Here is an 11,793-nt window from a genome sequence, read left to right on the forward strand (position 1 = left end):
GTCTCTTTTTCGTTAAAAACTAGTTACGAGTAACGCATGCGGATGCTGCGTTTTATACTCATCTTTCCACGGAATATTTAGTTGTTCCCACGATTCGCCGCTATCATTGGATTGAAAGACGCCATTATTATTTAAAGTGTAAAACGTATGTGGTTCTGCTGGATTTGTTGCAAACATTGAAATGACTGTACCAATTGCAGATGGTAGTCCTTGCTGCACTTGCTCGAACGGAGTATCTTTCGTTTTCCGATAAATATAAGATTCATAAGGAATACGGTGATGAGCAAGGTCGGCACTTGGTGCGGCAGAAACGAGAATTGTATCGCAATCAGCCGGATCGATAGCCATGCTGTATAAATAATGATGCTCAAGTCCGTCACTACATGAGATCCAGCTGTTTCCACTGTTATAACTTTCAAGATATGCACGATCAGGTCCGCCCATAAATCCGTCACCACATGATGCATAAAGGCGATTTGGAGCTTCAGGGTGCATAAGCAGTTGATGAGCATCAATAGGAGCACCGAACTTTTTATCAATCCATGTATGCCCTCTATCATTACTTTGAATAACAGCACCAGCTTCGATTGAAACATGGAGTGTATTTGGATTGTTTGGATCAACTGTAATCCAGCGTACGTGATGGGTAAAAGGTCTAGGCGGAAAAGCCCACGTATAGGAAGATAATAATGATTTCATATTTTTAAGTTCAGTCCACGTTTCACCACCATTTTCTGAACGGAATAAAGCACTAGGTTCTGTACCGACATAAACGACACCATATCCGTTAACTTGTTCATTAGGGCTTATCGTAATGGAAGTAATCGAAGAATGTAAAATACCATCCTCTTTAGGGAAATCAAAGTAACGATATGAATCTCCAATTGGTCTCCACGAATCCCCGCCATCGTCACTTAGCCATAAACCTCGTCCAAATGTGCCGCAATAAACACGATTTGTTTGGAATGGATCAACCACAATACAGGTAGGTTGCATATTTTGTAAATGATATGTGGTTTCATAGTTACCATATTGTTCTTTTACTACAACAAGTTCACGCTCCATGCAGAGAAATAGTCGTTTCAATTTTGTAGCCCCCTTAAAAATTCTTTCATTAGTAAACAATATGAAAATAAAAAAGAAGTAGTCTTGTTTTTAGTTGAGAAAAAGGACTTGTTTGAAAAGTAGCGAAGTTTGTATACAGAGGAAGCGGGATAAAGTGAAACTTTAATCAGTGGGGTATTGTTCATCTTCTACGGATTAGTAGCATTCACTATCGGGCGTTAATGGGGGATAAAGATAGGGAATGTGTTTCATACTAACATACAGATATTGCACTTAAAGGAGTATTTGTATGGGACACTCACATGATCACGGTCATTCAAAAAATAAAAAAGCGTTATTAATTGCCTTCTTATTAACAACAAGTTTTATGATTGCTGAAGTTATTGGCGGATTTGTAACAAATAGCTTAGCACTATTGTCTGACGCAGGGCATATGTTAAGTGATGCAGTATCCTTAGCTTTAAGTTTACTTGCGTTCAAGCTTGGGGAAAAAACGGCAACGGCCGCGAAAACATATGGGTATAAGTGAGTCGAAATGTTAGCAGCATTATGTAATGGTGTCGTTCTTATTGTCATTTCAGTATATATTTTTATTGAAGCAATTCGTCGTTTTAAGGAACCAGTTGAAATCGCTAGTAATGGAATGCTCATTATTGCTGTGCTTGGTCTGCTTATTAATATTGTATCAGCTTGGATATTAATGAGAGGCGGAGATGTGAAAGGTAATTTAAATTTAAGAAGTGCGTTCTTACATGTACTAGGCGATTTATTAGGTTCAGTTGGAGCGATTATTGCTGCGTTACTTATTAAATTTTTTGGATGGACTGCTGCAGATGCGGTTGCTAGTATTCTTGTGTCTATTTTAGTCATTATAAGTGGATGGCGTGTAACACGTGATACAGTTCATATATTAATGGAAGGTGCACCGCAGCACATAGATGCTGAAGAGGTGAAAAATACATTATTAAATATTACTATTGTAAAAGAAGTTCATGATTTACATATATGGTCTGTAACATCAGATTTTCAAGTATTAACTTGCCATCTTATTATCGAAGGTAATGAAACGCAAAGCGTATTGAAAGAAGCAACGGATGTATTAAAGGGGAAATTTCATGTAGAACATGTCACCATTCAAGTTGAAATAGAAGGTGAATTTAACCATAATGAGACAACTTGCAAAGTATGAAAGAAAAAGGGTATGAAAAAGTGTCATAACATTTTTCGCGTGGCATACATATATATAATGTGGCCACAAATACTTTGTAAGGTAAATATTTCATAAGATTACTTTACTTATTAAGAATCATCTTTTATAATCAAAAGTGGTAATTGATAAAGATTATCATTTTCAATGATCGTAGAAAGGAGTTTTTTAAAAGATGAGTAGTCAACTCCGTTTTGCTGTTGAAAATCGTAAGAGACATTTAATTGATGAGTTAATTGGAGCAGGGGTGTTTAAGATTCGCGACCGACAATTATACGAGCTGTCTTTAGAGGAATTGGAAAAAGAGTACGAGCATATTGAAGATTACGCAAATATTCAGGCATAGCATATAGATTATTAAAGAAGGAGCTGGTTACACTTTTGTGTAACCAGCTTTATTATTTCATAGAAATTATTTTTTGTATTTCTTTCATTGGACGGAGCCAGTTTTGAGACATCATTTGTTCCATTCGTTTTTCATCCTGTTTTTGTAGTGCTTGAATTATAGAGTGATGTTCTTTAATAGATTGACTTGCAGGCACGAAGTTTTGGAAAAATAAATATTCAAGGCGTAAAATGTGAAGTTGCATATTTTCTAGAAAAGGTTCAATATATCGGTTTTTAGCAATAGAAGTAATTGTATTGTGAAATCGTATATCTAGTTCTAAAGCTTTTTTTGAATCTTTTTCATGTATAGATTGTTGAAAAGCATCATTTATCTCGGAAAGTAGTTTAATATCAGCGTCTGTAACTTTTTGCAGTGCTTGCTTTCCTATAATTGAGTGAAGACCAGCTATCGTCTCATAAATGATAGATACGTCGTCTAACTTAATAGGCGCGATTTTCGTTTTTTGCCCAGGTACCATTTCAACTAATCCAGAAAGCTCTAAAATTTGTAAAGCTTCTCTAACAGGTGTTCTGCTTACTCCTAGTGCTTCTGCCAATTCCCCATCATTTATTTTTTCATCAGGTCGTAAAACACCTTCTATAATCCAATCTTGCAGTTGATTTAAAACGAGTGACTTTGCTGAAACTCTTCCTGGTTTTTTATAATTTTGAGGGACAGGCATAGTGAATTCAATCCTTTCATTGTATATGTTTCTTTTTCGTATTAACAAGCTTTAATTTTGGTTTTCCTTTATCCGGTTTTTGGCTTAATATGAGCACCATTACAATTACACAAAAAGCACCTAATAACTGAAAAGATTGAAACGGTACGTGCAAAATAAGCACAGAAGAAATAATAGCTGCGAGTGGTTCTGTACAGCCAAATAATGTTGTTTCTTTAGGCGTAAGGTATCTTATGCTATCTAAGTATAAATAAAATGCGATGAGTGTCCCGAAAATGACGACAAATGTAATGAGCGGGAGGGTACTTAGTTTTACATATTTCATAGTTGATAATAAAATGAATTCGTTTGTGGAAATAAAGTGTAAAATCGTTATGCCAATCCCCCCAATGATCATCCCCCATCCAACGATAACGGATGAAGACCACTTTTCTAACAATTCTTTTGAATACAAACTATAAAATGCAAGAGATAGTCCAGATAAAATGCCCCAAATGATAGCAGGTGTAGATACAGCTAAGTTATGAACAGAACCGTTTGTTAATAGGAGAAAGGTCCCTACTAATGAGAGGGTAATTGAAATATAATCAATTTTTGATGGACGAACGCTCCATTTGAAAAGTAAGTATACAGTGATAAATATAGGGGCTAAATATTGTAACAAAGTTGCAACAGCAGCGTTTCCTTCTTTAATAGAAGCGAAGTACGTGTACTGTACAGCAAGCATGCCTAAAAGACCGAACAAAATTATCTTATTTGCATCAGACTTTTGTTTCCAAATTCCAAATATTTCTTTTTTGTTCGCTCCGAATGATGACATAATGAGCAAAATAGCACCGGATATAAGCAAACGGATTGTAACTAACCATTCAGTAGAAACGTTTTCGTATTGAAAAAGTTGTTGCGCAGCTGTTCCGGACAATCCCCATAAACAAGCACCGATTATGACCATTATAATTCCTTTTAATCGATTTGGATCCATAAAATATATAGTCCTCCTTTCAAAAAAATATATATTAGATACAATATGCAATATATCACGAAATGGAGTGTTAATAAACTGAAATTTCTAATTAAAAATAAAATTGTTTAGTAAGAACGATCATCTTTTTTGTGTATAGTAAAATATCGTAGGGGAGAGTTATATGCTAGCAGGATTTTTGGTTTGTTTATTTGTTGGATTACTTATCATTTTTTTAGGCTATCAAATACATGTGAAAAAGAGATTGTTTTTGTTGGCAGGCTATCAGGAAGAAACGTTTGTTGGAGATAAAAATAAATTAGCGAAGCTTTCAGGTGTGTTTTCCTATATAGTCGGAGTTGCTACTATACTATTACCGTTTGGCTTAGAAAAAATAGGTGATGTAGTTGGTATCGTATATGCTATCTTAATTGTTTTAGGTACAATTGTGTTTCTTATTAAAGCAAATATGTTAAATAAGAGTACTACAAAGTGAAAAAGGCTCCATGCTACGGAAGCCTTTTTATTATGAAGTGAAAGTAAAAGCGGGAATAGGATCAACAAATGTATTTCAATCTTGTTTCATTTCTTTTTCTGTTAATAGAACGATTCATATCGATGCCGATAAATACAAGTTCAGTTATTTGATCTCCATATCGTTCATCCAAGTTTTTCAATGCTTCTGGTTCTAAGGAATGCTATTTCCACTTGTGAAAATAAGTAAAGTAGAGAAGATTAAGAAGCCAGCAAATCCATATGTATATGATGCTTTACCCCAGTAAGAATGGGGTAATTCTTCATCTTTTTATGAAATATAATCATAATCGCGGCGCCAAAAAAATAAAGATAAGAGTAATTTGGTTTGTTAAAAATATGTGTATAAGGAGATACGTGATGAACTGGGTTACTCATAAACCATCGTTTGAATTTGAAAATTTTAGTCCTATTATTCGGTCACAATCTGCGTGGAGTGGGCATTTAGATTTCGCATATGATTTAGTAAGATTTGAAGAACCAGCAACTTTAGTTGAGTTAGGTACGCATTTAGGTGCTTCCTTTTTTAGTTTTTGCCAGGGGGTAAAAGATGGTGGGTTAGCCACAAAATGTTTTGCTGTAGATACTTGGGCTGGAGATGGGCATACAGGTCCATATGGAGAAGGGGTTTTTCAAATAGTAGAAAAAGTGGTGAGGGATAACTACCTGAATATAGGGAATTTAATTCGGTCTACTTTTGATGATGCTCTGGATGAGTTTCAAGATGAAACGATAAATCTTTTGCATATTGATGGCTATCATACGTATGAAGCTGTTTCTCATGATTATAAAACATGGTTACCTAAAGTTGCGAAAAACGGTATTGTATTATTTCATGATATTGAAGTTAAAAACGGTGATTTCGGTGTGTATAAGTTTTGGGATGAGGTCAAGGTGAAATACCCTCATTTTCAGTTTGGGCATTCATATGGACTCGGAGTTTTATTTCCGAAAGGTTGTAGCGATAAGTTTTCGGAAATACTTAAAAATAAAGAAGAGATACAAAATATGTATAAATAAAAGAGGCGCATGCATCGATTAAATGATGTGTGCTCTTTTTTTATGTGGAAATATATTATTACATATGAGGTGAAAGCGGTAGTAAAAAGTTTTGTTGAGGCAAATATTAAAAAGGTTATTATGGGTTAATAATTAGTGGGGATGGATAAAACCCTCATTGATTAAAGTTTTATTTCATTAGGTGTTTTTATCTAAATAAATAAAAATACAACATTTTTTATATTTTTCATTGCGAAAAGCGCAATCTACTTTTACAATAGAAAGGGTTGTGAATATATTATACTGAAAAAATAAATCGAAATAATATGAAAATTTTGTTTTGTCTTCGCTAATTGTATACTACATACACGTAAGACTACATACATCATGTTATCGACTTGTAAGGAGAGAAAAAAATGAAAAGTGTAAGATTACCATCGATGCTAGAAATTATTATTCTTTTATGCCTATTTCTTGCTGTCGTCTTTTCCTTCCAAACGATTTTTGATCTCCCAATTCAATTAGCGCTATTTATTTCATGGTTTTTAGTTATTGCGCTTGGATTAAGATTAGGATTTCGTTATCAAGAATTGCAAGATGCAATTACGAAAGGGATTTCTAATGGATTAGAAGCAATTCTTATTTTAGTTGCAGTTGGGGCTTTAATTGGAACGTGGATTGCTGGTGGGGTTGTACCTACATTAATTTATTATGGATTAGAATTCATTCACCCTAGCATATTCTTATTGGCAACTTTAATTATTTGTTCAATCACTTCTATCGCGACAGGAACATCATGGGGAACAGTTGGAACTGCAGGTATTGCTATGATGGCGATAGGTGAAGGGCTTGGATTACCACTTCCGCTTGTTGCGGGTGCAGTCCTTTCAGGAGCTTATTTCGGAGACAAATTATCTCCACTTTCTGATAGCACAGTTCTTGCAGCTTCTATGGCGAAAGTAGATGTTATCGCTCACGTTCGAGCTATGCTCGTATTAGACGTTCCAGCTTATATTATTACCAGCATTATGTTTACTGTTGCTGGATGGATGTATGGCGGGGATAATGTAGATTTAAATAGAGTTGAGTTTTTAAAAGAATCTTTATTAAAGCACTTTGATATTAAAATATGGATGCTTGTTCCAGCGGTAATTGTTATTGTGCTATTGGCGATGAAGAAACCATCTATGCCAACAATTGCTATGGGAGCTTTAATCGGTGCAATTTGGGCAACACTTTTCCAAGGAATGAACTTTGGAGAGGCAATTGGAACAGCATATAACGGATTCTCAATTCAATCTGGTGTCGAGTTTGTCGATAAGTTATTAAACCGTGGTGGAATTAATGGTATGCTTGGTTCAGTAGCTGTTATTATTTTCGGATTAGGTTTTGGTGGATTACTTGAAAAGTTAGGTGTTCTAAAGGTAATCGTATCGAAATTTGAGAAGAAATTAAATTCTGCAGGTAATGTAACATTGTCTACATTAATCGTTGCATTTTTAGCTAACATATTTGGTTGTGCGATGTACGTATCACTTATTTTAACACCAAAAATTATGGAAGATAGCTATGATAAATTAAAAATAGATCGCCGCGTATTAGCACGTAACTCAGAAGTAGGTGGAACTTTGACTTCTGGTATGGTTCCATGGTCTGATAATGGTATTTTTATGGCTGGTATTTTAGGTGTATCAACATTATCATACGTTCCATTTATGTGGCTAAGCTTCGTATCACTCATTTTAGCAGTTATTTATGGATATACAGGCAAGTTCATTTGGTATGTAGATGATGCGGATAAAGGAAAGCAAGCATCATAAAAAAATTACCTTCTGCGGTGGCGGAAGGTAATTTTTTTTATATGTATTAATGAGAATTCTTATCATTTGATAGAAAGTCTGTTAAAATAAAAGATGTAGGTATTTTATTTTCAAGGGGATGAAAAAATGGAGTACAGAATTGAAAGAGATACATTAGGAGAAATGAAAGTTCCAGCTGATAAATTATGGGCAGCACAAACGCAGCGTAGTAAGGAAAATTTTCCGATTGGAACAGAGCATATGCCGCTTGAAATTGTAAAAGCATTTGCGATTTTAAAGAAGAGTGCAGCGCTTAGTAATCAAAAATTAGGAAAGCTATCAGAAGAGAAGACGCAAGCAATTGTGGAAGCTGCTGATGAAGTTATCGCAGAAAAATGGAATGAACATTTTCCACTTGTCGTATGGCAAACGGGTAGTGGTACACAATCGAATATGAATGTAAATGAAGTAATTGCAAACCGCGGTAATCAAATTTTGAAAGAAAAGGGATCTGACGTACATATTCATCCGAATGATGACGTGAACATGTCTCAAAGTTCAAATGATACGTTCCCAACAGCACTTCATGTAGCGTGTGTAATTGCGGTAGAAAACCATGTATTGCCAGCTATTACGAAATTAAAAGAAACATTAGCAGAAAAAGTAACTGCATTTGAACATATTATTAAAATCGGTCGTACGCATTTACAAGATGCAACACCTTTAACGTTAGGACAAGAAATTAGCGGATGGCACCGTATGCTTGAAAAAACAGAGCGTATGATTGCAGATAGCAATACATATATGAAAGAATTAGCAATTGGTGGTACTGCGGTTGGAACTGGAATTAATGCGCACCCTAAATTTGGTGAGATGGTAGCAGAAGAAATTAGTCTGTTTACAGGTAAACAATTTGTTTCTGCACCAAATAAATTCCATGCGTTAACGAGCCATGATGAAGTTGTATTTGCACATGGAGCATTAAAAGCATTAGCTGCTGATTTAATGAAGATAGCTAACGATGTGCGCTGGCTTGCAAGTGGTCCACGAAGTGGTCTTGGGGAAATTATTATCCCTGCAAATGAACCAGGAAGCTCTATTATGCCAGGTAAAGTAAATCCAACGCAAAGTGAAGCATTAACAATGGTTGTAGCACAAGTTATGGGGAATGACACAACAATCGGATTTGCTGCGAGCCAAGGTAATTTTGAGCTAAACGTATTCAAACCAGTTATTGCTTACAACTTCCTGCAATCTGCTCACTTATTAGCTGATGCAACCGTTTCGTTTAATGATAAATGTGCAGTTGGTATTGAAGCAGATGAAGAAGTAATTAATGAAAATGTAAATCGTTCATTAATGCTTGTAACAGCGCTAAACCCACATATCGGGTATGAAAATGCCGCGAAAATTGCAAAGCATGCCCATAAAGAAGGGTTAACTTTAAAAGAAGCAGCATTGCAATCTGGACTACTAACAGAAGAGCAATTTGATGAGATTGTAGATCCGAAAAAAATGATTGCTCCGAAAGAGTAATAGAAAAAGCCAAGGTTCTTAGTTTAGAATCTTGGCTTTTTTATCCCGCTATTTGCCGGGCAGTAAAACTCCTACCTCAAAATTCGGCTGAAGCAAAGAAGTTAGGTGGGAGCCCTGCTGCCCATAAACGCCCGATTGGTGAAGGCTAATAATCAGTGGGGGATGAACAAAACCTCCACTGATTAAAGTTTCACTTTATCGCATATTAATTTTTAATTCCTTGCGGAAAAGTAAATACACATAAAGGGTCATATTTTTTACTGATTTTTCTTAATTTGTTCGCATGTGTCCCGTAATAAGCGTTCATATAATCTTTCAAATCGCTGTATGGGAAATTGATGAATGAGCCTTCTGTTATAGATTCTATATAGTCAAATCGGCTTTCTAACCATTGGGAATTATCCTTTTTAACAATCGGATCTTCCCATATAGTTTGGATTCCTAGAATATAATGTGCATCGCGGTAATAAAAAGCGCTCGCATCTTTACCTACATCTTGAATTTTTCCTCCAAGGGGGTAGAGACTTATAGCTGCAAAAATACTACCGGAAGCTCTATCTTCAATAAGACTAATAATTTTTTCGATTTCTTCCTCGTTATATTGTTTATGAACGAACCGGCCTATAGATTTAAATTGTTCAGACGAGGGATATGAAGATTCTACAATGGCCATTGCTTCAAGAAAACTGATATATTGTAAATTCATCTTCACCCCGTTTATATTGAGTAAATCTTGTAGAATGAACGCTGCATCTTCTGGGGTACCGTAATATAAACCTCGTCCATATATTGCAAGTCCTTCCACAGCAGAGTTGTATATGCTCGCACCGATTGTCATCTTACTATTTAAATTTACTAGCCAGCTTTGCCATGTGTGAAGAAATTCCTTTTGGATGTCTACTGAAGCGTTAGGCCAATATAGTTCAACGAAAGTAACTTTATCAACTATTGGAGGGAGCTTAAAAGTTAGCGAAACAACGATGCCAAAATTTCCGCCACCTGCCCCGCGACAAGCCCAAAATAAGTCTTTATGGCAAGTTTCATTAGCTGTAATTACTTTACCTTTATAGTCAATTAATTCTAACTCTATTAAATTGTCACAACCAAGGCCGAAATACCTACTAGAATAGCCCCAACCGCCACCTAAAGTGTATCCACTTACTCCAACAGTTGGACAAGTTCCTCCTGGAAATGGATAACCTTTTGAAGAGATAAAGTCATAGATTTGTTTATTTTGAGCACCACCTTGAATGACTAATGTATTTTTATGTTCATTAAGCTGCATACAGTTCATTTTACTTATATCAATTACGAGGACATTGTTTCCGACAGAATATCCTTCGTAATGGTGTCCACCAGAACGAATGCGAATAGCAATTTCATTTTTTCTCGCCCAAATAATCGCATTACTAACATCCCATTTCGTAAAACAATAAATGATAGCTAAAGGAAACTTTTGAATAGCCCGATTCCATTCTTGTCTAGCTTCTTCGTACTCACAATCATATCTTGTAATAATTTCACCTGTTAATCCTTCATAACTTAACTCATACATAATAAGCACCTTTCATTCATTTTGTGTAGTAGTTTGTTTTTCTAGAAATAGTGTATGTTCGTATCGTTTGTTTGTGATGAAGGCGTAGTATCTTTATGTAATAAAAAATAGACTAACTATTGGGGAGTTAGCCTGAGGGGAGAATAAATATGTAAACGGCGGTTTTACTTGGGGAGGATATTCAATTCTTATATAGTTATCCTAATAGCATTGAACTGTCTCAAACAAAATTATTCATTTGAGGTGCTATTGATTATTTTCACATTTGGCCAGTTTTCTTTTAAGAGTGAAATGAATTTCTCCTCTTCTTGTGGTACGAAAGATGTTACTGAGTCGAATAAATTATAATGAACTTCTATTTGTTGTCTTGTCCAATTTTCTGAACGAAGCTTTTTACCAGAGTATTTAATGTGGCGTATATTTTCAAATGGAATTTCAGTACGGAGTATGAAACCATGTTTAACAATAAGGGCAGATTCCGTTATTTTGTAATGAGAAAAATAGAAAGAAGAGAGATTCACGATATTTAAGAGCATCATGAGAGTGAAAAAAATAGAATTCTCATTTTGAAAGAATAGAGAAATAAAAAAAACGACTAAAAATAATGAGATTAAAATGATATGAAATGGATTTTTTTTCGCTTTAAATTTCAAGTAAATCACCTCGGTATACCAGTCATTAAAATAATTAAATCACAATATTGTAATGAAACGTAAAAATATGCAACATTACATATTCTTACGTTTCATTATTCGTGTAAACTTTTTTTGATGGGGTAAATTTGAATGGAGTTTTCAAAAGTGGAGTTGCATAAAATGATTTGCAGAAAAAGTATTAAAGTAATAGTCATAATTAGTTGTATGATGATTAGTGGTTGTTCAAATAGATTCGTTGAGGATGGAAATCGAAAACATGTATTTGTAAAAGCAAGTAAAGTTTTAGTAGAGGTTGTTTATAAAATATATAAAAGGTAAAAAGTGTTTTCGTATATGGAAACACCTTTTTTGTAGTTAAAATTGAATGCTGAAGTTTTGGAATGTGTGAATGCCGGTTCCATGTTGAATTAG

11 protein-coding genes and 3 pseudogenes are annotated in these 11,793 nt (G+C 34.9%); 8 read left to right on the forward strand and 6 right to left on the reverse strand.

The genetic code is table 11. The features are described from left to right. Window positions 1–12 precede the first annotated feature (12 nt). The gene (locus DN408_RS26790) at window positions 13–1,086 is read right to left on the reverse strand and encodes a WD40/YVTN/BNR-like repeat-containing protein (protein WP_078178296.1); all 1,074 of its coding nucleotides are present in this window, start codon (window positions 1,084–1,086) and stop codon (window positions 13–15) included. Between the two features lie 268 nt (window positions 1,087–1,354). Between DN408_RS26790 and DN408_RS26795 the strand changes: the two are divergent. Next, window positions 1,355–2,254, forward strand: a pseudogene (locus DN408_RS26795) (cation diffusion facilitator family transporter). Between the two features lie 193 nt (window positions 2,255–2,447). Next, entirely contained in the window at window positions 2,448–2,618 is a 171-nt protein-coding gene (fbpA, locus tag DN408_RS26800; protein ID WP_002012091.1) for a Fur-regulated basic protein FbpA, read from the forward strand. A gap of 52 nt (window positions 2,619–2,670) precedes the next feature. Here the strand turns inward: fbpA and DN408_RS26805 are convergent, their stop codons facing one another. Both DN408_RS26805 and DN408_RS26810 read right to left on the reverse strand, forming a co-directional pair. After that, on the reverse strand, window positions 2,671–3,342 hold the full coding sequence (locus tag DN408_RS26805; RefSeq protein WP_002030983.1) for a GntR family transcriptional regulator: 672 nt from the start codon (window positions 3,340–3,342) through the stop codon (window positions 2,671–2,673). Window positions 3,343–3,358: 16 nt separating this feature from the next. Continuing rightward, on the reverse strand, window positions 3,359–4,324 hold the full coding sequence (locus DN408_RS26810; protein WP_078178295.1) for a DMT family transporter: 966 nt from the start codon (window positions 4,322–4,324) through the stop codon (window positions 3,359–3,361). 163 nt (window positions 4,325–4,487) lie between these two features. On the opposite strand from DN408_RS26810, the gene DN408_RS26815 reads away from it, so the two are divergent. Beyond that, a complete protein-coding gene (locus DN408_RS26815; RefSeq protein WP_002064702.1) occupies window positions 4,488–4,799 on the forward strand; it encodes a DUF3784 domain-containing protein in 312 nt (103 codons plus the stop codon). Between the two features lie 75 nt (window positions 4,800–4,874). On the opposite strand, the pseudogene DN408_RS26820 reads toward DN408_RS26815, so the two are convergent. Next, a pseudogene (locus tag DN408_RS26820) lies at window positions 4,875–4,992 on the reverse strand (GTP-binding protein); the annotation flags it as partial. Between the two features lie 3 nt (window positions 4,993–4,995). Between DN408_RS26820 and DN408_RS32355 the strand changes: the two are divergent. The 4 genes and pseudogenes from DN408_RS32355 to fumC form a co-directional block, all read left to right on the forward strand. Then, a pseudogene (locus DN408_RS32355) lies at window positions 4,996–5,085 on the forward strand (TIGR03943 family putative permease subunit); the annotation flags it as partial. Between the two features lie 112 nt (window positions 5,086–5,197). Continuing rightward, window positions 5,198–5,857, forward strand: coding sequence for a class I SAM-dependent methyltransferase (locus tag DN408_RS26825; RefSeq protein ID WP_002030981.1), 660 nt, complete (start codon window positions 5,198–5,200; stop codon window positions 5,855–5,857). A gap of 395 nt (window positions 5,858–6,252) precedes the next feature. Continuing rightward, window positions 6,253–7,656, forward strand: coding sequence for a Na+/H+ antiporter NhaC (nhaC, locus tag DN408_RS26830; RefSeq protein ID WP_002126686.1), 1,404 nt, complete (start codon window positions 6,253–6,255; stop codon window positions 7,654–7,656). A 126-nt stretch (window positions 7,657–7,782) separates the two neighbouring features. Beyond that, a complete protein-coding gene (fumC, locus tag DN408_RS26835) occupies window positions 7,783–9,171 on the forward strand; it encodes a class II fumarate hydratase (protein WP_002035171.1) in 1,389 nt (462 codons plus the stop codon). A gap of 205 nt (window positions 9,172–9,376) precedes the next feature. Here fumC and DN408_RS26840 read toward each other — a convergent pair whose 3' ends face one another. Together DN408_RS26840 and DN408_RS26845 are read right to left on the reverse strand one after the other, a co-directional pair. Beyond that, window positions 9,377–10,726 (reverse strand): FAD-binding oxidoreductase, encoded by a 1,350-nt coding sequence (locus DN408_RS26840; protein WP_033733870.1) that lies wholly within the window; start codon window positions 10,724–10,726, stop codon window positions 9,377–9,379. Window positions 10,727–10,956: 230 nt separating this feature from the next. Continuing rightward, the gene (locus DN408_RS26845) at window positions 10,957–11,379 is read right to left on the reverse strand and encodes a PH domain-containing protein (RefSeq protein ID WP_002126689.1); all 423 of its coding nucleotides are present in this window, start codon (window positions 11,377–11,379) and stop codon (window positions 10,957–10,959) included. A gap of 132 nt (window positions 11,380–11,511) precedes the next feature. On the opposite strand from DN408_RS26845, the gene DN408_RS26850 reads away from it, so the two are divergent. Beyond that, window positions 11,512–11,700 (forward strand): hypothetical protein, encoded by a 189-nt coding sequence (locus DN408_RS26850; protein ID WP_012260704.1) that lies wholly within the window; start codon window positions 11,512–11,514, stop codon window positions 11,698–11,700. The last annotated feature ends 93 nt before the right edge of the window (window positions 11,701–11,793 follow it).

Source organism: Bacillus sp. AR13-1, from assembly GCF_008042285.1.
In the GTDB taxonomy this organism is placed as follows: Bacteria; Bacillota; Bacilli; order Bacillales; family Bacillaceae_G; genus Bacillus_A; species Bacillus_A mycoides.

What these genes read in the sequence shown, in the direction of transcription:
- fbpA (WP_002012091.1), top strand. Translation starts at nt 2,448, where the DNA reads ATGAGTAGTCAACTCCGTTTTGCTGTTGAAAATCGTAAGAGACATTTA.
- DN408_RS26805 (WP_002030983.1), bottom strand. Translation starts at nt 3,342, where the DNA reads ATGCCTGTCCCTCAAAATTATAAAAAACCAGGAAGAGTTTCAGCAAAG.
- DN408_RS26810 (WP_078178295.1), bottom strand. Translation starts at nt 4,324, where the DNA reads ATGGATCCAAATCGATTAAAAGGAATTATAATGGTCATAATCGGTGCT.
- DN408_RS26815 (WP_002064702.1), top strand. Translation starts at nt 4,488, where the DNA reads ATGCTAGCAGGATTTTTGGTTTGTTTATTTGTTGGATTACTTATCATT.
- DN408_RS26825 (WP_002030981.1), top strand. Translation starts at nt 5,198, where the DNA reads ATGAACTGGGTTACTCATAAACCATCGTTTGAATTTGAAAATTTTAGT.
- nhaC (WP_002126686.1), top strand. Translation starts at nt 6,253, where the DNA reads ATGAAAAGTGTAAGATTACCATCGATGCTAGAAATTATTATTCTTTTA.
- fumC (WP_002035171.1), top strand. Translation starts at nt 7,783, where the DNA reads ATGGAGTACAGAATTGAAAGAGATACATTAGGAGAAATGAAAGTTCCA.
- DN408_RS26840 (WP_033733870.1), bottom strand. Translation starts at nt 10,726, where the DNA reads ATGTATGAGTTAAGTTATGAAGGATTAACAGGTGAAATTATTACAAGA.
- DN408_RS26850 (WP_012260704.1), top strand. Translation starts at nt 11,512, where the DNA reads ATGGAGTTTTCAAAAGTGGAGTTGCATAAAATGATTTGCAGAAAAAGT.